Annotated in this window: 24 protein-coding genes and 4 riboswitches; all 24 genes read left to right on the top strand. The window is 51.1% G+C overall.

The genetic code is table 11. The annotated features are described in order from the left end of the window. The first annotated feature begins 2 nt into the window (after positions 1–2). The 24 genes from GT1_RS18050 to GT1_RS17940 all read left to right on the top strand — a co-directional run bounded on the left by GT1_RS18050 (position 3) and on the right by GT1_RS17940 (position 22,444). Positions 3–1,082: a radical SAM/SPASM domain-containing protein gene (locus GT1_RS18050; protein ID WP_188399883.1), complete on the top strand. Its 1,080-nt coding sequence runs from the start codon at positions 3–5 to the stop codon at positions 1,080–1,082. Further along, positions 1,051–1,824, top strand: coding sequence for a carbon-nitrogen hydrolase family protein (locus tag GT1_RS18045; RefSeq protein WP_188399882.1), 774 nt, complete (start codon positions 1,051–1,053; stop codon positions 1,822–1,824). The genes GT1_RS18050 and GT1_RS18045 overlap by 32 nt, the downstream gene beginning before the upstream one ends. 47 nt (positions 1,825–1,871) lie before the next feature. After that, on the top strand, positions 1,872–2,963 hold the full coding sequence (locus GT1_RS18040; RefSeq protein WP_188399881.1) for an adenosylcobinamide amidohydrolase: 1,092 nt from the start codon (positions 1,872–1,874) through the stop codon (positions 2,961–2,963). 34 nt (positions 2,964–2,997) lie between these two features. Beyond that, a complete protein-coding gene (locus tag GT1_RS18035) occupies positions 2,998–3,630 on the top strand; it encodes an OmpH family outer membrane protein (protein ID WP_223226354.1) in 633 nt (210 codons plus the stop codon). Positions 3,631–3,721: 91 nt separating this feature from the next. Continuing rightward, a complete protein-coding gene (locus GT1_RS18030; RefSeq protein WP_188399880.1) occupies positions 3,722–4,078 on the top strand; it encodes a hypothetical protein in 357 nt (118 codons plus the stop codon). Between the two features lie 93 nt (positions 4,079–4,171). After that, a riboswitch (cobalamin riboswitch) is annotated at positions 4,172–4,355 on the top strand. Between the two features lie 178 nt (positions 4,356–4,533). Beyond that, entirely contained in the window at positions 4,534–6,105 is a 1,572-nt protein-coding gene (locus GT1_RS18025; RefSeq protein WP_188399879.1) for an ABC transporter substrate-binding protein, read from the top strand. A 37-nt stretch (positions 6,106–6,142) separates the two neighbouring features. Continuing rightward, the gene (locus GT1_RS18020) at positions 6,143–7,129 is read left to right on the top strand and encodes an ABC transporter permease (protein ID WP_188399878.1); all 987 of its coding nucleotides are present in this window, start codon (positions 6,143–6,145) and stop codon (positions 7,127–7,129) included. Next, positions 7,122–7,982: an ABC transporter permease gene (locus tag GT1_RS18015; protein WP_188399877.1), complete on the top strand. Its 861-nt coding sequence runs from the start codon at positions 7,122–7,124 to the stop codon at positions 7,980–7,982. The genes GT1_RS18020 and GT1_RS18015 overlap by 8 nt, the downstream gene beginning before the upstream one ends. Positions 7,983–7,995: 13 nt before the next feature. Beyond that, entirely contained in the window at positions 7,996–8,928 is a 933-nt protein-coding gene (locus tag GT1_RS18010; protein WP_188399876.1) for an ABC transporter ATP-binding protein, read from the top strand. After that, a complete protein-coding gene (locus tag GT1_RS18005; protein WP_188399875.1) occupies positions 8,918–9,541 on the top strand; it encodes an ABC transporter ATP-binding protein in 624 nt (207 codons plus the stop codon). Before GT1_RS18010 ends, GT1_RS18005 begins: the two co-directional genes overlap by 11 nt. A 97-nt stretch (positions 9,542–9,638) precedes the next feature. Next, a riboswitch (cobalamin riboswitch) is annotated at positions 9,639–9,821 on the top strand. Between the two features lie 37 nt (positions 9,822–9,858). After that, positions 9,859–9,984, top strand: a complete 126-nt coding sequence (locus GT1_RS22585; RefSeq protein ID WP_255430464.1) for a hypothetical protein — start codon at positions 9,859–9,861, stop codon at positions 9,982–9,984. Positions 9,985–9,988: 4 nt separating this feature from the next. Continuing rightward, a riboswitch (cobalamin riboswitch) is annotated at positions 9,989–10,172 on the top strand. Positions 10,173–10,333: 161 nt separating this feature from the next. Next, complete coding sequence (locus GT1_RS18000; protein WP_188399895.1) at positions 10,334–11,359, top strand: ATP-binding protein; 1,026 nt, start codon at positions 10,334–10,336, stop codon at positions 11,357–11,359. 18 nt (positions 11,360–11,377) lie between these two features. After that, positions 11,378–13,231, top strand: coding sequence for a VWA domain-containing protein (locus tag GT1_RS17995; protein WP_188399874.1), 1,854 nt, complete (start codon positions 11,378–11,380; stop codon positions 13,229–13,231). 48 nt (positions 13,232–13,279) lie between these two features. Then, entirely contained in the window at positions 13,280–13,915 is a 636-nt protein-coding gene (locus GT1_RS17990; protein ID WP_188399873.1) for a MotA/TolQ/ExbB proton channel family protein, read from the top strand. Next, positions 13,902–14,312 (top strand): biopolymer transporter ExbD, encoded by a 411-nt coding sequence (locus GT1_RS17985; RefSeq protein WP_075753220.1) that lies wholly within the window; start codon positions 13,902–13,904, stop codon positions 14,310–14,312. Before GT1_RS17990 ends, GT1_RS17985 begins: the two co-directional genes overlap by 14 nt. Then, complete coding sequence (locus GT1_RS17980) at positions 14,312–15,058, top strand: energy transducer TonB (protein ID WP_188399872.1); 747 nt, start codon at positions 14,312–14,314, stop codon at positions 15,056–15,058. The genes GT1_RS17985 and GT1_RS17980 overlap by 1 nt, the downstream gene beginning before the upstream one ends. 86 nt (positions 15,059–15,144) lie before the next feature. Further along, positions 15,145–15,984: an ABC transporter ATP-binding protein gene (locus tag GT1_RS17975; protein WP_188399871.1), complete on the top strand. Its 840-nt coding sequence runs from the start codon at positions 15,145–15,147 to the stop codon at positions 15,982–15,984. After that, on the top strand, positions 15,984–16,724 hold the full coding sequence (locus tag GT1_RS17970; RefSeq protein ID WP_188399870.1) for an ABC transporter permease: 741 nt from the start codon (positions 15,984–15,986) through the stop codon (positions 16,722–16,724). Before GT1_RS17975 ends, GT1_RS17970 begins: the two co-directional genes overlap by 1 nt. 80 nt (positions 16,725–16,804) lie before the next feature. Beyond that, on the top strand, positions 16,805–18,829 hold the full coding sequence (locus GT1_RS17965; protein WP_188399869.1) for a TonB-dependent siderophore receptor: 2,025 nt from the start codon (positions 16,805–16,807) through the stop codon (positions 18,827–18,829). Between the two features lie 87 nt (positions 18,830–18,916). Next, the gene (locus GT1_RS17960) at positions 18,917–19,870 is read left to right on the top strand and encodes a sirohydrochlorin cobaltochelatase (RefSeq protein WP_188399868.1); all 954 of its coding nucleotides are present in this window, start codon (positions 18,917–18,919) and stop codon (positions 19,868–19,870) included. 372 nt (positions 19,871–20,242) lie between these two features. After that, positions 20,243–20,887 (top strand): MotA/TolQ/ExbB proton channel family protein, encoded by a 645-nt coding sequence (locus tag GT1_RS17955; RefSeq protein ID WP_075753230.1) that lies wholly within the window; start codon positions 20,243–20,245, stop codon positions 20,885–20,887. Then, positions 20,874–21,284, top strand: a complete 411-nt coding sequence (locus GT1_RS17950) for a biopolymer transporter ExbD (protein ID WP_075753232.1) — start codon at positions 20,874–20,876, stop codon at positions 21,282–21,284. Before GT1_RS17955 ends, GT1_RS17950 begins: the two co-directional genes overlap by 14 nt. A gap of 5 nt (positions 21,285–21,289) precedes the next feature. Next, positions 21,290–21,967: an energy transducer TonB gene (locus GT1_RS17945; RefSeq protein ID WP_188399867.1), complete on the top strand. Its 678-nt coding sequence runs from the start codon at positions 21,290–21,292 to the stop codon at positions 21,965–21,967. Positions 21,968–22,027: 60 nt separating this feature from the next. After that, the gene (locus GT1_RS17940) at positions 22,028–22,444 is read left to right on the top strand and encodes an energy transducer TonB (protein WP_223226353.1); all 417 of its coding nucleotides are present in this window, start codon (positions 22,028–22,030) and stop codon (positions 22,442–22,444) included. A gap of 89 nt (positions 22,445–22,533) precedes the next feature. Beyond that, positions 22,534–22,718: riboswitch (cobalamin riboswitch) on the top strand. Positions 22,719–22,843: the final 125 nt, after the last annotated feature.

Raw genomic sequence — 22,843 nt, 5'->3', positions numbered from 1 at the left:
CTATGGTGAGAATGTTGATATTGAGCCTGACAGGTGCATGTAATTTTGCCTGCAAGTATTGTTATGCCCACGAACATCCGCCGGAACGTATGGATGCCGCCACCGGGATTGCTGCCGTGGAAATGGCGGCAGCGGACGGCCAGGCCTTTATCCTGCAGTTCACCGGCGGCGAGCCGTTGCTAAACTTTCCGGTAATGCAAGAGATTATCCGTCATGTACGGGAAAATGGCCTGCCTGCCATCCTGCAGCTGCAGACAAATGCCTCGCTGCTGACCCGGGAAATGGCGGCTGTGCTGAAAGCCGGTCAGGTAGGTATCGGCATCAGCCTTGACGGGCGGCCGGACGTCAACGACAGGCAGCGCTGCCTGCCTGACGGTCAGGGAACCTGCCGCCAGATTTTACAAGGTGCCGGCCAGTTAGCTGCCCAGGGGATGGCTGCAGGCATAACCTGTGTTGTTACCAATGAAAACGTGAAAAATTTGGCCGGTATTGTAGAAATGGCTTATTACCTGGGAAATGTGCGGCGGATCGGCTTTGATCTCTTACGTGCCCAGGGCAAGGGCGGTGCGGTTACCCCGCCTTCGTCGGCTGCCGTATGGCAGGGAGTAAAAGAAGCCCTGGAGACGGCGGAACGTATGGCTAAACAGACCGGCATATCCCTGCTCTTTTCGCAGGTTGAACGGGTGGATACGCTGTCCAGGAAACAGATGCCGGGGTTTGGTCACTGTCATGCCATGAACGGCGAAGCAGCTTTTGTAGATGCGCAGGGAAATTTGTATGCTTGCGCTTCGCTGGCCGGCAATCCAGATTTCTGTCTGGGACATGTAACAACAGGCTTGGATAAGGTCAGACAGAAAAAAGTTGCATCTTTGATTCAGGAGGGAATGAGTTTTTGCCGGCACTGCCCCTCATTTTCCTTGTGCGGCGGTGCGTGTTTTGCCCGCTGGTACGGGGCAGGCTGCGGCAATCAGGGGTATGCCGCCGAGTGTGCGTTAAAACAGGTAGCTATCGAGTGGTATCTGGAACATCAGGGAAAGGGGAAAAATGGTCATGAAAGTTGCGTTACTGCATGTAGATGTTAGCGGCGGACCGGAGCGCCGCAACCTGGAACTGCTGGCAGAAAGTATCCGTCTGGCGGCAGAAGCCGGAGCGAAATGGATCGTTACACCGGAGATGGCTGTACAAGGCTATTTCTTTGCCTGCGAACGGAAAATCAAACCCATTGTGGTGCCCATTCAGCCGTCGCCGGCAGTGAAACCGCTGCAACAGCTGGCAGCAGAAAAAGAAATTACGCTGTTTCTCGGCTGCGCCGAAAAGGACGAAAAAACCAGCAGGTATTATAACAGCTGTCTGGTTATTGGCGCTGACGGCCGGGTGCTGGGCCGTCACCGGAAAAAACACGCTCATAGCGGGGTATCTGAAGGCTGGGCCACCAAAGGAAAGCACCTGGAGCCGGTGATTTGCGGTGATATTCAGACAGGAATATTAGTTTGTTCTGATTCCTGGTATGAAAGCAATGCCGTAACTTTGGCCGAAAAAGGCGCGGAAGTGATTATTGTGCCGGCCGCCTGGCCCCCCAACAGCTGCGGCGGCCCGCCGGAAAATGCCTGGAAAAAAGCCTCGGCTGCCAGTGGACGGGCATTGTGGGTATGCAACCAGACCGGGAAGCAGCCGCGTTTGGACTTTAGCGAGGCCCAAAGCACGGTTATCACCGAGGGCGAGATGCAAATGGTTTATAGCGGCAAGCCGGCGGTATTATTATTTGAATGGGATTTTGCCAGACAGTGCGCCGCCAGCGAGGCATTTACCGTGGTGCCGCTTTGAGGGAGGATAGGATGACATTTTGGCTTAGCGGAAGGGAAGGAGCAGCCATGAGACTTTATACATTAGCTACCGGTGACCAGGTTTACCGGTACTATAAAAGTATAGTGATACCCTTTGAAGGGCCGCGCAAGGTGGCAAGCACCGCCATTGTCAATGGTGGTTACCGGGAGGATTTGACGGCTGTTTTCAATAATGATGTGAATCCGGGTGCCGGGATGGCCTGCACCATGCGTGCCCCCACCTACCAGAAGCATATGCGGATCATTACTGAGGAAATCGGCCTTGATCCGCTTACCACCGCCGGGATGGGGACAGCGGCTTCCATGGAAAATGTAGCGATAAAGACAGAATGCTATGAAAATCTGACTGTGACCGCCATTGTTACCGGCGGGGTTGAGGTCAATGGCGGCCGTGTCGGTGACCCGGCAGATTATTTTCAGCCGTTGGCCAAAAGTATGGTGGAAAAACCCGGTACCATTAACATTATTCTGGTCATTGACGCCGATTTGCCGCCCGGCATGTTAAACAGGGCTATGGTTACTTGTACGGAGGCCAAGACGGCTGCCCTCCAGGAACTCATGGCCGGCAGCAATTATTCGACAGGCCTGGCTACCGGTTCCGGTACCGACCAGACCATTGTTATTGCCAACCCTGTTTCACCACTATACCTGGAAAGCGCCGGCAAGCATTCCAAACTGGGGGAATTGATCGGCAGGACAGTATTGCCGGCAGTCAAAGAAGCCTTATATAAGCAGACCGGGCTGTCGCCAAGCCGGCAGCATAGTATGCTGGCCCGGTTCAAACGCTATGGCATTAAAGAGGAAAGCCTGTGGCAGGCCTATGCGGCTGCTAACGAAAAACCGGTAATGAAGGCCAGGTTTTTGGCTGCACTATGCCAACTGGACGGCGACAATCAGCTGGTGACCTATGCTGCTTTATATGTGCATCTCCTGGATCAATTATCCTGGCAGCTGCTGTCAGGCGAGGAGGTCTGTCAGGCTGCCAATGAACTGCTGGCTGCCCTTGCGGGTAAGCTTGACGTTACGGCACCGGTAGTTGAGGGGAACGATACCTGTGCCTGTCTTGAGGCCTGGACAGCTTTGGTGGTAGCTGCGACAGGTTCAGATGTTGCCCATTAGACTATACTCTTCAGCATAGTAAGGGGGAAGTAGTATGTTTAGTCCGTTTTGGAACGGGTTTCTGGTCGGGGCAGTTTTATTTTCCATGATCGGGGTGGCGGCCGGGATTTTTGTTGTCGCATTATGCCAGGCTTCAGCAAAAGGAAATGGCACAAATGACAATAATAAATGTAAGCAGGGGGAGATTGTTTTGGCGGAAAACACCAGCCTATTGAAGATGCAAAAAAAGTCATTGATACTATTTACCTTGGTTTTGTTTTTGACAGGTGCCTTTTGTCTGTTGCAATCCGGTACAGGTGAGGCGGCCAAGAAAAAAGCGGCAGCTCCCATCGGGATTGTAAATTATAATGCTTTATTAGACCAGCACCCGGATATGGCTAAAGCCATTGAAGAACTTAAACGGGAAAATGAGCAGGCTCAACAGGAATTTGAAAGCAAATCGTCCGGCTTGAGTGATAAAGAAAAACAGGACCTGAACTGGCAGCTGCGGCAAAGGCTGGAATTAAAGCAGCAAGAGCTATTGAACGCTATTGCTGTCCAAATTGATGCTGTCATCAAGGAGATAGCCGATGCCCAGGGATTAAGTGCCGTGGTAGACCAGGAGGCGACTATCTATGGCGGCAAAGATATCACTAATGATGTATTGAAGAAAATCCAGAAAAGGTAAGTTTCGTTTATTGTTTGTCTTATAATAATGGCTTATAATACAGTTAATGAAAGAAATAGATCCAAAAGGGATTTGTACGTGAGGTGACAGGATGAGCGCAGAAAGGTTCGATCATCTGGAAAAAATGCTGGCGCAGCTTATTCACATGGTAGGGCACAACAATGCATTTACCGAAGAGCTGTGTCAACGGATGGACCGTTTGGAAACCAAGGTAGATAATCTGGAAACCAGGATGGACAGCCTGGAGGCAAAGGTAAATAGCCTGGACGCCAAAGTAAACGGTCTGGAAACCCAAGTTAATAGCAGCTTCGATGGGCTTATCGGCATGGTTCATCTCCTGGGCAAAAAAATGGAGGCCATACCGCGCATTGAAGCTAAAATGGATGTCTTAAACGAGCGTGTGTTTGAGCAAGAAGCTGATATTAATATGCTGAAACGCGCTAAGTGATTGTTGCCTTTGCTCAATCCCTAAGAGTTGTACTTTGTCTAGTATTGACAAAATAGCTGCTTTTTTGTAGTATGAATCATATAAGTATGGCAATTTCATAATGTTGAGTTAGGTGCCCGCAAGGGCTTAATAGGGAAGTCCGGTGCAATACCGGCGCGGTCCCGCCACTGTAATGGGGAGCAGGCTTAAGATATGCCACTGGGATGAAGTATCCTGGGAAGGTTTAAGCAAGCTATGATCCGGAGCCAGGAGAACTGCCTAGCTGACAATCACCGTTTTTCACCCACGTGGTATGGGGAGGGGATTATGTAGAGCAATTAATCGATCTGTGCTGGTTTTTACCATTTGTGGATTAGTTCTTGCGTGCGGCTCTTCCTGAATTTCAGGAAGAGCCTTTTTGCATTTTTACAACCGTTGCTCAAAGTAGACAATGAATAGGAAAAAGGGGAGTCGGCATGAAAAAAATTGTTGGGCTGTTGCTTATGTTTGTCTTTATGATGACAGGCTGTTCGTCTGAAAAAACGGCAGGACCGGCCAAAAAGGATGAGGTTGTAATTTCAGTTGGCGTGAATATGACGGCAGGAGGCTATGACCCTATTGCCGGCTATGGTGTTTGGGGACCGGATATTTTTCACAGTAAGCTGCTGAAATACAATGTAAAGAGCGAATTGGAAACAGATCTGGCAACCGCATATGAGATCAGTAAAGACGGTCTGACGTATACCTATCATTTGCGCCAGGATGCCAAATTTGCTGACGGCACGCCGTTGACTGCCAAGGATGTGGCTTTTACCTATACAAAAGCAAAAGACAGTGGTTCTCCCGCTGATCTGACCATGCTGGCCGGCGTCAAAGCGGTGGACGACTATACGGTTGTTTTTACCCTTAATAAACCCTGGTCGGTATTTACCTCAACCACTGCCACCATTGGGATTGTCTCGCAGGCCGCCTACAATGAGAAATACGGGGACAATCCGCTGGCATCCGGTCCGTGGAAAGTGGTTCAATTTCAAAAAGATCAGCAGCTGATATTGGTGCCTAATGAACATTATTACGGCCAAAAGCCAAAGTTGAAAAAAGTAACTATTTTGAAGCTGGATGAAGAAGCCGCGCTGGCTGCGGCAAAATCAGGCCAACTCGATCTGGTCCTGGTTGAAACGGAATTTGCCAAAACAAAAGTGGCAGGCATGCATTTGGCAGAACTTGAGACAGTTACCGGTCTGGTCATCAACCTGCCGATGGTGAAAGAAACGACAACCGCTGATGGCAAAGTAATTGGCAATAATGTTACCAGCGATTGGGCTATTCGCAAGGCGTTGAATATTGGCATTGACCGCAAGCTGATTGTCCAAAATGCATTTAATGGAATTGGGGACCCGGCCTATGGCTGGTCGGCTGCCCTGCCGTGGGGCAATGCTCAGGCGGCCTTTGCCGACAATCAGGTTGAAGAAGCCAAAAAAATTCTTACAGATGCCGGCTGGATTGATACCGATGGCGACGGCATCAGGGAGAAAAACGGTCTTAAGGCCGAGTTTGTAGTTACCGGACGGAGCAATGATCTGCAAAGGTATAATACCGTTGTCGCCGTCGCGGCAGATGCCAAAAAACTTGGGATTAATATTATTCCCAAAGCAGCTCCCTGGAACGAATGCCGGCTAGCGCAGGCAACACCCACCTGCTGGGTTTTTGGCAGCCATAATCCTATGGATGTATATCGTTATTATCATTCTTCACAGATGGGCAAAGGTGTCATCGGCAATCCTTCCTCTTATGCCAATCCCAAGGTTGATGCGTATATCGACCAGGCCTTGGCTGCTACCAGCAGTGATAAAGTTGACGAATACTGGCGCCTGGCTCAATGGGATGGAACCACCGGCATGAAAGAAGATTATCCTTATCTCTGGATCGCTAATACCCGTCTTACCTACTTTATCAAAGATGGGCTGGATATCGGCAAGCAAAGAGTTCATGTCAGAAGTCAGGGGATTCCTGTTGTCGAGAATCTGGCTGAGTGGTCATGGCAATAGCTGGTCACGCTAAATCTATGGCGTAAAGGAGAATTCAATGAGTACAGGCACCTTGAGATATTGGGGGATGACTCTTGTCCGGATGACGACCTTGCTGATTGCCATTAGCATGGTTAGCTTTATCCTTATTGCTTCATCCCCCATAGATCCTGTTGATGCTTATGTCGGTGATTTGAGTGTCTCGGAGGAGCAGCGAAACAATATTATTGCTTACTGGGGGCTGGATAAATCGCCGGTGGAGCGTTACCTCATCTGGGCCGGACACCTTTTCGAGGGGGATATGGGGACCTCGATTACCTATCGTCAGCCGGTGACCGAGGTAATCGGCGAACGGTTTAAAACCTCACTGGCGCTAATGGGGCTTGCCTGGGTATTTTCCGGGATTATCGGCTTTCTTCTCGGTGTAGTCTCAGGTGTCCGCCGGGGCAGTGGGCTGGATAAGGCAATTAAGACCTTTTGTCTGACCTTGACGGCAACGCCTGTTTTTTGGATGGGATTGCTGATTTTAATGGTATTTGCCGTTGAACTCCAGTGGTTTCCGCTGGGGCTGGCGGCACCCATCGGCAAAGTTGCCGGGGAGGCGACGCTGGCGGAAAGGCTGTATCACCTGATATTGCCGGCCTTCACGCTGAGCATTACCGGAGTGGCTCCGATTGCCCTGCATACCAGACAAAAGATTATTGATGTGATGAAAAGTGAATATGTGCTGTTTGCCAGGGCCAGAGGTGAAAAACGCTGGACTGCTGTCAGACGTCACGGTATCCGCAATATTCTGCTGCCGGCAATCACACTGCAGTTTGCTTCTTTCAGCGAGCTTTTTGGCGGCTCGGTTCTGGCGGAAAAGGTTTTTTCCTATCCGGGTCTGGGCAATGCGGCAACTACCGCCGGTCTCAAGGGAGATATGCCGCTGTTGTTGGGAGTGGCCCTGTTCAGTGCGGTATTTGTTTTTACCGGAAATTTTATGGCTAATGTGATTTATGGAATTGTAGATCCGCAAATCCGGGAAGGAGGAAAGCATGGATAAGGCTTCCACAGCACTCATGCAGTCCCGGAAAATCCGGTTGAATAAAAGAACCAAGATGGTGATTGTCGTCGGGATAGCCCTGTTTTTTCTGGCCGTAGTTACGCTTGCGGGAATTTTCATGGATCCCCTTGCTTATGGTGCCGATTATTCCGCCAAGCGTTTGGCACCTTCGTCAGAGCATCTTTTTGGCACCGATTATTTGGGACGGGATATGTTTTACCGAACGGTTAAGGGGCTTTCAACCAGTGTCTTGATCGGGCTGCTGGCAGCCTTTATCAGCTCCATTATCGCGCTGGTGCTTGGCATACTTTCAGCCACTTTTGGCGGTAAGACCGATCAGTTTATTAATTGGCTTGTCGACTTGTGCATGGGTGTACCTCACCTAATTCTGTTAATCCTGATTTCGATTATGCTGGGCGGCGGAATTCAGGGTGTTGTTATTGGTGTCGCGGTGACACACTGGCCGAATCTCACGAGGGTGGTGCGGGCGGAAGTCATGCAGATCCGCTCGGCTCATTATGTGCAGGTTGCCCGGAAATTTGGCAAGAGTAGATGGGCCATTGCCAAAGATCATATTATTCCTCATGTATTTCCTCAGTATATAGTTGGGTTGATTCTTCTGTTTCCCCACGCCATCTTGCATGAGGCAGGCATCACCTTTCTCGGCTATGGCCTGCCGCTGGATATGCCGGCCATTGGCATTATTCTCTCAGAATCGATGAAACATCTGGCGACAGGCATGTGGTGGCTGGCTTTCTTCCCCGGACTTGCCCTGCTGCTGGTGGTTATCCTGTTTGACACCATTGGTGATTACCTGAAGATGCTGATCGATCCTTTTGAAGCTCATGAATAAGGAGGCGGAAAGAATGACAAATCAGAAAGACAATAATTTGCTGCTTGAGGTAGAAGAGCTTTCCGTTGCTTTCCGGATGTATGATGCCGCCTTCGAACAGCAGGAATTACAAGTAATTTCTGATCTGAGTATTCAGGTGCGGCGGGGAGAAATTTTGGCTATTGCCGGCTCCAGTGGTTCCGGTAAAAGTCTGCTGGCTCATGCAGTACTGGGTTTACTGCCGGAAAATGCCATTGTGACAGGGCGAATGGCTTATGACGGGGAACTTCTGACCCCGGAAAGGCAGGAACAGCTGCGCGGCAGCCAAATTGCCTTGGTGCCCCAGTCGGTGGCTTATCTTGACCCGCTTATGCGGGTGGGCGAACAGGTCCGGGGCCCTCACGGCAAGGCCTCAGCCCAGCGGGCAGCCTTTGAACGCTATGGTCTCGGTCCGGAAGTGGACAAGCTGTATCCTTTCCAGCTTTCCGGCGGCATGGCCCGGAGAGTACTGGTTTCTACGGCAGTGGTCGCTGATGCGCAGCTGATTATTGCCGATGAGCCGACACCAGGCCTTGATCTGGGGATTGCGCTGGAAACGCTGAAACATTTCCGGGAGTTTGCCGACCAGGGCAAAGGGGTTGTTTTGATTACACATGATATTGATCTGGCTTTTAATATTGCCGACAGGATCGCGGTTTTTTATGCCGGGACCACCGTTGAGGTAGCTAACGCTTCCGACTTTAGCGGCAAGGGTGAAGCTTTGCGGCATCCTTATACTAAGGCTCTGTTTCACGCTTTGCCCCAAAACGGTTTTCACCCAATTGAGGGATTCCAGCCGTATCCGAAAAACCTTCCGCCAGGCTGCCTGTTTGGGCCGCGCTGCCCCCACAAAGGGCTGCAATGTGAGGAAAAAGTCTTTATGCGGGACGTGCGTGGCGGCAGTGTGAGGTGCAATCGTGGCGCTTGAAGTAAAAAATATTAGTTTTCGCTACAGAAACGGCCCCTGGATTCTTAACAATGTCAGCTTTCGCGTGGACGAGGGCGAGCGGGTCGCCTTGGTAGGCCCCAGTGGTTATGGGAAGAGCACCTTGTCTAAAATTATTGCCGGTTATCTGCAGCCGACGGCAGGGGAGATTCTCTGGCAGGGCAAGCCGCTGCCGGAAACCGGCTACTGTCCGGTTCAACTGGTATATCAGCATCCGGAAAAAGCCATAAATCCCCGGTGGAAAATGGCCGACTCTCTACATGAAGGCTGGACGCCGGAGCAGTCCATGCTTGACGCGATGGGCATTAAGCCGGAATGGTTGGGCCGTTGGCCCAACGAACTATCCGGGGGCGAATTGCAGCGGTTTTGTGTAGTGCGGGCCTTGAGTCCTGAGACCCGTTTGCTCATTGCCGATGAAATGAGCACAATGCTTGACGTTATTACGCAGGCGCAAATCTGGCATTTGGTTCTCAAAGTGGTGGAAGAACGAAAAATGGGCTTAATTGCCATTACCCATAATCAACCTCTGGCAGAGAAGATTGCCTCCCGTATCATTGACTTGCCGGCCCTTAACCGGCTGGAAAGCATTACTTAATTTGGGTGAGCCGGCGGCTGTCGACTGTCCGGTGTATTATTTAAAGTGTTGACAAACCAGTTGCTTTTCGCTAGTATAAATATGAAAGTGACAGATAATTTCATGTTTGGAGTTAGGTGCCGTAAAGGCTTAATAGGGAAGACCGGTGCAATACCGGCGCGGTCCCGCCACTGTAATGGGGAGCAGGCTTAAGATATGCCACTGGGATGAAGCATCCTGGGAAGGTTTAAGCAAGCTATGATCCGGAGCCAGGAGAACTGCCTAGCTGACAATCACCGTTTTTCACCCACGTGGTATGGGGAGGGGATTACAGTTAAGTGTGGCTTCCTGAATATCATCGGGAAGTTGGCGGAGCGGCTGAATTCACTCCTGGTATTGATACCAGGAGTTTTTTATTCTACACTGCGGACATGCAGGAAGTACGCAGCCAAAAGATTGTGTGATAACAGCATACTGACAGAATCAGGTGCCCGTAAGGGCTTAATAGGGAAGACCGGTGCAATGCCGGCGCGGTCCCGCCACTGTAATGGGGAGCAAGCTTAAGATATGCCACTGGGATGAAGCGTCCTGGGAAGGTTTAAGCAAGCCATGATCCGGAGCCAGGAGAACTGCCTGATTAACAGTCACCGTTTACCCACGAGGTATGGGGAGGGGATTATTTACCGGTTGTCGATAACAAGTTTGCCAGAGACCTTCCTTACTCGTATAAGGGAGGTCTCTTTTTATTATGACAGAAAGCGTAATACCACCTCTCATCTAAGGCTTGTGAACTAATAAGGAGATGAATTGACGTTGCAACATAACGCGGTATACCCGTTTACTGCCATTGTCGGGCAAGAGGATATGAAATTGGCCCTTATCTTAAATGTAATCAATCCCCTGCTGGGCGGGGTATTGATCAAGGGGGAAAAAGGTACAGCCAAATCCACCGCAGTCAGGGCGCTGGCTGACCTGTTGCCTGCTATGGAAGTGAGTACAGGCTGTCCTTTTCATTGTGATCCGGCAGACCTTAGCCGGCTGTGTGACAGTTGCCGTGGCAGAAGTGAAGAACAAACGCTGCCTGTTCAATCAGTGAAAATGCGGGTGGTAGAGCTGCCTGTCAGTGCTACCGAAGACCGGGTTGTCGGCACTTTAGATATTGAACATGCCATCAAACAGGGGGAAAAGAAATTTGACCCCGGCATTTTAGCTCAGGCCAATCGCAATATATTGTATGTGGATGAGATTAACCTCCTGGATGATCATGTTGTTGATGTGCTGCTGGATGCCGCCGCCATGGGGGTAAATACTGTGGAACGCGAGGGCGTGTCTTATTCCCATCCGGCCCGCTTTGTTCTGGTCGGCACCATGAACCCGGAAGAAGGCGATATCAGACCGCAGCTATTGGACCGTTTCGGGCTGTCGGTGGCCGTAGCCGGGGAAAACCGGCCCGAGTGCCGGGTGGAGGTTATTAAACGGCGGCTGAGCTATGAACAGGACCCTGCCGCCTTCGGTCGGCAGCACCAGGCAGAACAGGAACAGCTGGCGGCGAGCATTATGCAAGCCAGCCGTCTCTTGCCACAGGTGACTATTAAGGATGAGCTGCTGCTGCTTGTCGCCAAGCTGGCTATTGCCCTTGATGTTGACGGTCACCGGGCCGATATTACCGTTATTAAGACGGCCATAACCCTGGCCGCCTTTGACGGACGGGAAGAGGTAGAGCCTGAGGACGTAAAAAAAGCCGCCCGGCTGGCACTGCCGCACCGGATGCGGCGGCGCCCGTTTGAGGACGGTACGCTGGATTGGGACAAAGTTGAGGCTGTATTGGCACAGCCGTAAGCCGGGAGGAATGATACTATGCAGCGCATGATATTTCCGTTGGCGGCCATTGTCGGACAGGAAACCGTCAAGCGGGCGCTTCTCATTGCCGTCGTCAATCCCAAAGCCGGCGGGGTTTTGGTGGCCGGGGAAAAAGGCACCGCCAAATCGACACTGGTACGTTCTCTGGCGGAAATTTCCGGTGAGGCCAGGTTAATTGAGCTGCCGCTCAATGCCACCGAGGATATGGTGTTTGGCGGACTGGATATGCAATATGCCCTGGAACAGGGTAAGCGCCGCTTTCTGCCGGGCATACTTGCCAGAGCCAATAATCGCCTGCTTTATATTGATGAAATTAACCTGCTGCGCCAGGAGTTTCTGGGATCTCTGCTGGATGCGGCTGCTACCGGCGTGTACCGGGTGGAAAGAGAAGGAATTTCCTGTCTGCATGCGGCAGCCTGTACCCTGATTGGCACCATGAATCCGGAGGAAGGAACCTTATCACCCCAGATGATTGACAGGTTCGGCCTGTATGCTGCCGTCAGCCGGGAAAAAAACGAGACCGACCGGATGGAAATTATGCGGCGGATTTTGGCCTATGAAGCCCGTCCGGCAGAATTTTGCCGGCAGTATGCGGCGGCTAATGAAGCCATCAAACAGCAGGTAACAATCGCCAGGAGCCTGCTGCAAGCCATTGCTGTACCTGAAGCTATGATCTTGCTGGCAGCACAGATGTGTGCCAAGGCGCATTCGCCAGGCCATCGGGCCGAACTATTTTTATTAGAGGCCGCCCGGGCCATTGCGGCGCTTGCCGGACGTACCTATCTGCTGCCTGCCGACCTGGAGGAAGCCGCCTGCTATGTATTGCCGCAGCGCATGCGGCAGGAGGAGCAGCCGCTTCCCCCCGAACCGCCTGAGCAAAATGAACCGGAACAACCGGATAATCAGCCGCCACTACCGGAACCGCCCACCAACCAACAGGAGCGGGAACAGCCGGCAGAACAGACTGTTCCGCCGGCCGGGCAGCCGGAAAGTGGGGGCAGTGACCAGGAGAAGGTGGCAGATATTGATACAACTTTTCCTTTTATCCGGATGGCGCTAGCTTTGCCCCAGGACCGTCAGGAGCGCCGGGGCAGCGGCAAACGCAGCCTGACGCGCACCGATACCAAGCAGGGACGCTATGTACGTTCAGGCATTCCGAACGGACAAGTGACTGATCTGGCTTTTGACGCCACCTTGCGGGCGGCGGCTCCTTATCAAAAGTTCCGGAACACAGCCCAATGCGCCATTGCCATTGAACGCGAAGATTTGCGGCAAAAAATCCGGGAGAAACGTATTGGCAGTACCTTTCTGTTTGTCGTTGATGCCAGTGGCTCCATGGGCGCGCGGGAACGGATGCGAGCCGTCAAGGGCGCCGTGTGTGCTATGCTGCAGGACGCCTATCAGCAACGGGACCAGGTTGGTCTGATTGCCTTCCGGCGACAAACCGCAGAGGTGCTGCTGCCCATCACCCGCAGCGTGGATTTGGCGCAAAAGTGCCTGCGATATTTGCCTACAGGCGGTAAAACACCGCTGGCTGAAGGGCTGACGGCGGCCTTGAGGGTGCTGGCCTCCCGCCGGCAAAAAGACCGGGAAATGAAGCCGGTACTGGTGCTTGTTACCGACGGGCGGGCTAATACCACCACTACAGGCGGTGACGGCATGGCCGATGCCCTCAAAGTAGCCGGAAAAATACATAAAACCGGTGTGCACAGTGTGGTCATTGATACTGAAAGTGATTTTGTCAAACTTGGTCTGGCGCGGACGGTAGCGAGGGAGATGGGCTCTGTCTATTACAGCCTGCGGGAGCTGTCAGAGCACAACATTATGCACATTGTCAAAAATTTGTCATAAAAAGCGATGTAAAAGAGAGAACTTTATTGACCTAACGGAGGCGTAAACATGAGTTTTATTGCAGAGTGTTTCCATATATTTCAGCAAGGCGGCCCGGTCATGTATCTGCTTTTGGCCTGTTCGCTGCTGGCGGCAACCATCGGCGTGGAACGTTTCTTGTATTATAGAAAAATGAAAGCCGATATACACGATTTTACCGAGAGGATCACTCCTTTACTGGAACGTGCCGACTGGACGGCAGCCGGTGAATTATGCCGGCAGACCCAAGGTATTGCCGCTATGGTTGCCGCCAAAGGCATTGGCCACATTCAGCGCGGTTGCGCGAATATAGAAAGTGTGCTGGAAGGTGAGGCTTCTCTGGCTGTCGCCAGTTTACGGGCGAACCTGAATCATTTGGACACAGTGGTAACTATTGCACCGCTGCTTGGCCTATTGGGTACGGTTATCGGCATGATTAGCTCCTTTAGTGTTATGAATATCAAAGCAGGTCAGCCGCAGGCCATTACCGGCGGCGTGGGGGAAGCTCTTATTGCAACAGCCACCGGCTTGTGTGTGGCTACTGTGGCTATGCTGCTGTATAGCTATTTTAATCATCGGCTGGATGATCTTATCACCAATATCGAAAAGACCTGCCTGCTGTTGCTTGGGTATGCAAAACAGGAGAAATGTCATGAAATTGCGTAATTTGCGCTCCGGGCATCAGCCAAAATTAATGATTATTCCTATGATTGATATTATTTTCTTTTTGCTGGTGTTTTTTATCATGAGCACTCTCTATATGGTTGATCAGCAGACAATACCTGTTAACCTGCCGCAGGCTGCTTCGGCGCAGAGCGACAAGCCTCAAAGTGTGGCCATTGCGGTTACCAAAGAGGGGCGGATTATGTTTGAACAGGAAGATATACCGCTGGAACTGCTGCAAAAGCGGGTAAAGCTGGAGATGGCCAAGCAACAGGATCTGGTTTTTATCCTGCGTTCTGATAAAACAGCCGAATATGGCAAAGTGGTAGCGGTTCTTGACGAGTTGAAACTGGCGGGAGCCCACCGGGTGGCTATCGCTACTGAAAGGAAGGATAAGTAATGGATTGGGCGGCGGATTGGCGTTGGCGAAAAGCGATGCTTATCTCTTTGGTTTTGCACAGTATTGTGTTAATCGGCGTCGGCTGGCTGGCCGGCCGGGCTGTACTGCCTGAACCTATACCGGAGACAGTTATCGAACTGGAGTTAACCGATTGGGCGGAAGGACCGCTGCTGGCAGATACCGAACCGGCGGCAGCTCCTGCCAGCCAGCAAATCTTGCCGGCTATGCCGCAGCCTGTGCCGGTGGTGCGGCCTGCGGCAGTTCAGCCAGTCGCAGCAGCTGATCCGGTGCTGCCGGAGGCGGTAGTGGCTGCCAGCGATATGGCGGTTGTTGCGGTTGATGCGAGTGCGGTTGCCGCCAGTGCCCCGGCAGGCGGCAGCGGCGGGGGAAGCTCGGACGGAAGCGCTGCTGCCGGCAGCGGTCAAGGCGGCGGTAGAGGCGGCAGTGGCAGTGGCAAGGCCGGCGGGGTCATTCCGCCAGGAATATTGTCACAGCGGGAGCCAAACTATCCGGAGCAAGCCCGCCGGGCAGGAATTGAAGGGACGGTAGTGCTTAAAATTGAAATTCTGGCCAACGGACAGGCGGGGCAGGTATATGTTTTCCGGTCCAGCGGTTCGGAACTGCTGGATAATGCAGCTGCGGATGCGGTGCGGCGCTGGCGCTTTGTTCCGGCCAAGCTGCGGGAAACAGGCCAGACCATTGTCTGCCAAACCACTATGCCGGTGGTGTTTAGGCTAAGAACATAACCCCGGAATCCGCCTGATCACTGATGGATAGTTTGTGAAACACTTAGCGCGTATATAGATAAGAAGCGTGTAAAGAGGTTGCAAAAATGATTCATATAGCAAATTTGGTCAAACGCTTCGGCAGCCGGACGGCCGTTGACGGAGTATCGCTGGACATTAACCAGGGAGAGATTTTCGGCTTGCTGGGGCCGAATGGGGCAGGCAAAACGACAATGATCAGGATGCTGACCATGTTAACCCGTCCTACAGCCGGTACGCTGAGCATTCAGGGCTGGCAGCTGCCGCAGGATGAGCAAAAGGTTAAGCCGGTCATTGGCATTGTGCCGCAGCATTTCAATCTTGACGCCGATTTGACCGTCCGGGAAAACCTGGAACTGCATGGCAGGCTGCAGCATATTCCGCCACCGCAGCGCGCCCGGAAAATTCCTGAGCTCTTAGAGTATGTGGAACTGACCGAACGCGCCAACGATAAGGTGCAAGCCCTTTCCGGCGGCATGAAACGGCGGTTGATGATTGCCAGGGCCCTGTTGCACGAGCCCAAGGTCTTATTTCTTGATGAACCGACAGTAGGCCTTGACCCGCAGGTGCGGCGGCGGTTGTGGGACTTAATCAGACGTATGGCGCATGACAAGCTGACCGTTATGCTGACAACCCACTATATTGAAGAAGCCGAGTTTTTGTGCGGGCGGGTAGCCATTTTGGAAAAAGGCAGCATGATTGCCCTGGACAGTCCGGCCGCGTTGTGTGAGCGTCTCGGTGTTTATGTTGTCGAGTGGAATATTGATGAAGGCCGCCAAACTAAGTTCTTTCACAGCCGGGAAGAAGCCGCCGCCTTTGCCGGCACTTTGACCATGACGACCACCATTCGGCGTTCCAACCTGGAAGATGTTTTCGTGGAGCTGACCGGCAGGAAGGTGGTGGACTAATGCTGACAGATATTGCAACCGTATTTTGGCGGGACTGGATTGTCCTGCAGCGGCGCCTGGGAACCTTTATTTTTTCCCGGATGATTACGCCGGTATTGTACCTGGTGGCTTTTGGCTGGGGTGTAGGCCGGAGTGTGCAGGTCAGTCAGGGAAACTACCTGGATTTTATTGTGCCGGGCATTCTGGCCCTTAACTCTATGAATATCAGCTTTAACTCAGTTGCTTCACCGCTCAACATGAGCCGCTTATATCATAAAACGCTGGAAGAATATCTGGTTGCCCCGATTAGCTCCCTGGCTTTTATCCTTGGCAAGGTGCTGTCAGGAACCTTGCGTGGCATTATTTCTTCTCTGATTATTATTGTGCTGGCTTATTTATTTGGGGCGAAATTCCAGCTTAACCTGCTGTTTTGGCTTGTTATTCTACTAAATTGCCTTGTTTTTTCGGCCTTGGGTTTTGTGGCCGCAATGCTTATTAATTCCCATGAAGATATGGGCAACTTCAGCACCTATGTACTGCTGCCCATGTCGTTTTTGTGTGCCACCTTTTTCCGCATTGATAAATTACCGGCTTTTGTCCAGTGGGTACTGGAGCTTTTGCCGCTGACCCATGCCAGCCATGCCCTCAGGGCCATCGGTAGCGGCGGTGAACCGGCGGCTGTGTCCTGGCTGGTTATGCTGGGGTATATTGTGGGGCTGCTGGCCATTAGTGTCTGGACCATGGAGAAGGTGCGGGAATAGAGAAAAGATCGGAAATGCGCGATTGTACGGACGGTACAGTGAATAGGCGTTATTCACAAATTGCATAAGGAGAGTGTCTCATGAAGCAATTAGTAAGCAGGACTGCATTCACACGAAAAATTGCAATTGGTATGTTAGTTCCGGCTGCAGTGCTGCTGTCGGCAGGAACTGTGAGTGCGGCAGAAGAGGAGGATGCCTTTACTCTTGACCCTGTTATCATAACCGCACAGCGTTATGCAACCCGGGACCTGGATACACCGGCGGCAGTTAGTGTGTATACTCAGGAAGAGTTAAAGGCAACAGGCGCAACCAGCGTAATTGAGGCGCTGAAGTATAGTGAAGGGATTATCTACCATGCTCAGGGACCAATGGGTAATGCCCAGGGTACGATGACCAGTAAAGTTATTATCCGGGGTGTGGAAAAAGGGACTTTGGTGCTTATGGACGGCGTACCGCTCAATCTTCATGGCCGTTATAATTTAGAAGACATTCCGCTGGATGATATTGAGAAAATCGAAATTATCCGTGGTGGCGGCTCTGTCCTGTATGGCAGCGAAGCAACCGGCGGCGTTGTCAATATTATCAGCAAGAGTAAGAAAAGCAACAGTATCACAGTTGCTGCCGGCAATAATGGCACGCAAAACCATAATGTCAGCCTGCAGGCCGGCAAATTCGGCATAAACTATTCGATTAACAAAACCGATGAAATTGACCATATATCAGGCGGTTTTACCAGAAGCAGCGATCCGTCCAAGGCTAGCTATGTACCCAAGCGCTATTATGATTTTTCCGGTAATGACCGGCAAGCCTTATCCTGGCGCTATACCTTTGATGACAATTGGGATTTTAGCCATTCCTACGGTACCAGTGACTCAACGTACTTTTACCGCCATGCGGAAGCCGCAAATAAGGCAACTGTTGGCAGTCTGAGTTCGACCAGTAATTTTGATACCACTTATAACCGGATGCAACTAAACTATAAACAAGATAATGTTAAAGCTGCTTTTTATTTTAATCAAAAAGAACTGGATAACAGGAAAACTGAGTATTGGAAAACTACCGGCAAAGGCAGTACCAGCAAGTATGAGCAACTGGGTACCCCTTCCATAACCAATGGCGCTGACAAAGACAAAACTGTCGGCCTGGATGTGCAAAATACCTGGAAGTTTTTCGGGGACACTTTGCTTGTCGGTTTTAACGCTCAGCGCGAAAGCTACAAATCGAAAGAAAAAGTAGACAATGGTGCCTGGGACGGACGGGCGTTTGACCGCAATGTATATTCTATTTACGGGCAATATGACCATAAACTGGATACCTCATCCAATATTATTCTTAGCGCCCGCGAAACCTGGACAAGGGGGGCTGTGGACAATCGGAACTATAGTAAGTTCACCCCGCAGCTTCAATACCTGAAAAAATTAGAGGAAAATACCAGCTTTTATGCTAATGCCGGCATGTCCTTCATGATGCCAACCTTTACCCAGATATATGGCACAGCCGGCCGGGTAAAAGGTAATCCCAGTGTTAAGCCACAGCAAGGCAAGCATTATGAAATGGGGTTAAAACGCAATACCGATACCCATGCCTGGCGGTTAGCCGTATTCAATTATGAGATAGATGACAGTATCTCAACGACTTATAAAGCGGACACAGATCTGTTTGAGACTAGCAATGAAGACATAAAGAATACCGGGATTGAATTAGCCTGCAGTATTGACAATGGCGGCGGCTGGCATACCAACTGGGGTATTTCCTACAGCAATCCCCAAAAATACGAAACCGATAAGGAGGGAAAGAGCAAAGGCTGGCATAGATACTATGGCAAGCTGCAACTAAACGGCGGAATAAACTATGCTAATGAAAAATGGAAGGCGGCACTTACGGCTACTTATTTAGCCGATCGTGAGCGTGATACCGATGCAGGCGGCAGTATTAAGCCAATGCTGTTAACCGGTGCCAATATCAGCTATAAGGTGGCAACTGACAGAGAAATTTATTTAACGGTGGATAATATATTTGACCGCAAGGATATTACCTCCCATTCAACCTCCGAATACTACACCATGGGAAGGACCTTTCAGTTAGGCTATAAAATGAATCTGTAAGTCTGAGAATTGCACACCATAGGATTGACAATTCTTGTCGGGAAGTTATACTATTGACAATTGCGAAAAATGAGGAGGAAATAGGTTATGTCACAAGAACAAGCTGCAAACAAGAAAGCTATCCTGGTTGTTAGTTTTGGTACTTCTTATCCGGAAACCTTAAAGTTGAATATTGAAAGTGTCGAGAACCGTATTCGCGAGGCTTTTCCGGGCTATGAAGTGCGCCGGGCTTTTACTTCCCGTACTGTCATTAAACGGATAGCTGAGCGGGATGGGGTTCAAATTGACAATGAAAGGCAGGCCTTGGAACGGCTCCACACAGAAGGTTACCAGGAAGTCTATCTCCAGCCCCTGCATATTGTGCCAGGTGCTGAATATGACAAAGTTAAAAGACTGGTCAGCCACTATGCCCATGCCAAAGAAAAAGCCTTTGCCACAATCCGGTTAGGCCGCCCGCTGCTCTATAGCATGGGAGTGGACGACCATCCTGATGATTACGAAATTGCCATAAGAGCCTTGGTGCATCAGCTGCCTGCCGCTGCGCCGGACAAGGCTGTCGTCCTTATGGGACATGGCGGGATACATCCCGGCAATGCGGCCTATGCGGCGTTGCAGCTGAAACTGGAAGAGGCCGGGCTCAATAACGTTTTTATCTACACGGTGGAAGGCTTTCCGTCTTTGGAATCGATTATTGGTAAGCTCAAACAAAAACAGGTGAAGCAGGTTACCCTGATGCCGTTCTTATTAGTGGCTGGCGATCATGCTACAAATGATATGGCCGGTGAGGAGGAGGATTCCGCTAAATCACAGCTGGCGGCGGCAGGCTTCGCGGTTGATGTATATTTCCATGGTCTGGGTGAAAACACTGCCATTCAGGATATTTATGTAGCCCATCTCCGCTCAGCTATCGCTCATCCGCCGCACGGACATGTCTGTGCGCATGGCCATGGACACCACCACAAGGGACATTGCCATACGCATGCCCACGGTCACGGCCATAAAGGCCACTGCCATGGTAATGGACATGGTCATAAAGACTAAGGCCGGAAAAAAGTATCCATAGTATTTTGTATCGCAACAGGTCTCTTCCTTAATCAGGAAAGGGGCCTGTTGCTTAGGATACCGGCAATACCGCCGCAATACGCTCCCCCCGGCCCCTTTCCTATTCTTTACGCAGAATATATATTGGAAATGGGATGAATGGTACAGGAGAAAAGATATGTTAAATTAAAGAAATAGGTTTGAAATTTTCAGTGTCATACGTTATACTACTAATGAGAATGATAATCTTTATATATACAATGATTATCATTTCGAATGTAAACGGTTGCAACGTTTGCCGTTATAATCTATTTCTAAATACCTGGAAGCAGGTTGCACTGCTGCGGGAATGGCAAGGGGGAAGATGTCACAATGGATTTTTTGACCCAAAGTTTAGCCCTGTTTCACAAAGGCGGACCGGTAATGTATCTCTTGGCGCTTTGTTCGCTGGTGGTTGTAACCATTAGTGTGGAACGATACTGGTATTATCGGAGGTTGTCCACCAACGGGGTGGAGTTTTTGGAAAGACTTAAGCCGCTGCTGGCCGAGCGGAATCTGAACGAGGCTATACATTTTTGCCAGCAAATGCCGGCGGCAATATCCCAGATAACCTTGCAGGGGCTGCAGGCTTATCAGCAGGGGGATGATGTACATAGAGCCCTGGAGGATGCGGCTACGATTACTGCAGCACGGCTCAGAGCCTATCTTAATTATCTGAGCGGTATCGTGACATTGGCTCCTTTACTTGGTTTGCTGGGGACCGTTATTGGGATGATTCAGTCTTTTAGTGTACTTAATATCCAGTCCGGACAGCCGATGGCCATTACCGGCGGGGTTGGAGAGGCACTGGTGGCGACTGCTGCCGGACTGTGCGTCGCAGTGCTGGCGTTTGTCGCCAATATTATCTTTGCCCAGCTTCTGGATCGTCTGGTTACCGATATGGAACAAACCAGTGCCGTAGTTATCGCTTCGCTGCGGAAATGGCCGGTGCGGAGGCAAGATCATGAGATTGCGTAGCCTAAGGGTGGCAGAACAGCCGCAGCTGATGATTATTCCGATGATTGATATCATATTTTTTTTGCTGGTCTTTTTCATGATGAGCACCCTGTACATGGTGGAGCAGCATACTATGCCGGTCAGCCTGCCCCAGGCGGCGGCCGTGCAGCAGGATACACAGCGCAATATTACTGTAACCGTCACCAAGGATGGGCGGATATTGTTTGAACAGGAAGAATTACCCCTGACGCTGCTAAAAAAGCGGGTAGGGATGGAGATAGCCGGTCAGCCTGACAAAGTATTTGTCCTCCGGGCTGATAAGCAAGTGGAATATGGTCAGGTTATTAACGTTCTGGATGAACTGAAGATGGCGGGCGCCCGCCGGGTGGCGGTAGCAGCCGAAACGAAAGCGAGGTAATGGGTATGGTGGGCAGTATGAGCTGGCGGCGGGCGATAACGGTATCTGTTTTTGTTCACTTTTTATTGCTGGCAGGTTCCGGGCATTTGTTCGCCGGTTTATTTCCTAAGGTTGTTATCAATGAACAACTTATCGAGCTGGATTTCCAAAATGAACCGCAGGTGGCGGCTGCTGCCGCACCAAATATACCGGCACCTGCCGTGCAGCAACCTAATCCGCAGCCGGCAGTCGCCGCTCAGGCTCCGGTCCCCCGAGCCCCGGTTATCCCGCAGCCGCTGGCCGTTAATCCTGCTCCGGCGGCTGCGCCGTCATCCGGACCGGCTGTTGACGAAGCTGAGGCACAGCCGGCTGCGGCGGTGCCGGCGACCGGCGGCAGTGCTTCAACCGGCAGCACCGGCGGCGGGATAGCCCCGCCCGGCGTACTGAGCAGGGTAGAGCCTGTTTATCCGCAGGCGGCCAGGCAAACCGGAATAAATGGAACTGTGGTGGTGAAAGTGCAGGTTCTGGAGAACGGGAATCCGGCAAATGTAGTTCTGTTACGGACATCCGGGCATGCTTCCCTGGATCAGGCGGCGATAGAAGCCGTACGGCAATGGCGGTTTGTACCGGCCCGCAACCGGGATACCGGGCGGGCAGTCGCGTGCGTCACCACAATTCCCGTATCCTTTCGCTTGAATGGCTAAGCTGTCACCAGGCATTGCGGCAAGAAAAGAGAGGGTGGTTTTATGAAATATTTCCCCAAAATGCAATTACTTATTGCCGGCTTTTTAGTAATTCTTATCAGCCTGGCTGTTCCGGTTATGGCAAATAACAATTCGCCGGTGACTCCTCCTAAAATTATTAGTTTGGCTCCGGTTTCACTTTCGGACGACTTACGGGAAAAATATTCGGAACAAACCATAATGGTGAAGGTAAAGGCAACCGTATCGGCAATCGGAATCATAGACAGTGATATAAAAATAATCACAAGCTCCGGCGATGCATTATTTGATCAGGCCGTCATTGATTCAATGAAACAGTCCGTGTTCAGCCCGGCTTACACCAGCGATAATCAGGCGGTGGCCTGCTCCATTCTTTTTCCTCTGCAAATTAATGTGGAAAAATATGTGCCGGACGAACAAGTGAATAACGAAGAAACCGTGAAGGCTGCAGAGCGGTAAGAGGGAACAGTTGCTTGTAAGCAGCAACAACAGGATAAGCTTGACAGACCTTATACGGCATGGTACTATTTGAGTGATAATTGTAAAAATTTCATAGTATTTGGCCAGGTGCCTGAAAAGGCTTAATAGGGAAGACCGGTGAAAAACCGGCGCGGTCCCGCCACTGTAATGGGGAGCAAACCCAAGGTATGCCACTGAGACAAAATCGTCTTGGGAAGGTTTGGGGAAGCCATGATCCAGAGCCAGGAGAACTGCCTGTCTGACAATCACCGTTTTACTCACGAGCGATGAGGAGGGGATTTGGAGCGTATGATTTTCCCGGCTGCTATAAACGTCGCCAGGGTAGAATAGGAACGACGCTATTGTGTTCTGTTGCCCCTTCCTGAATTTCAGGGAGGG

Source organism: Sporomusa sp. GT1 (assembly GCF_014634905.1).
Taxonomy (GTDB): domain Bacteria; phylum Bacillota; class Negativicutes; order Sporomusales; family Sporomusaceae; genus Sporomusa; species Sporomusa sphaeroides.
Note: the sequence above shows the minus strand (reverse complement) of the source record. Positions and strands in the feature narration are given on the sequence as shown.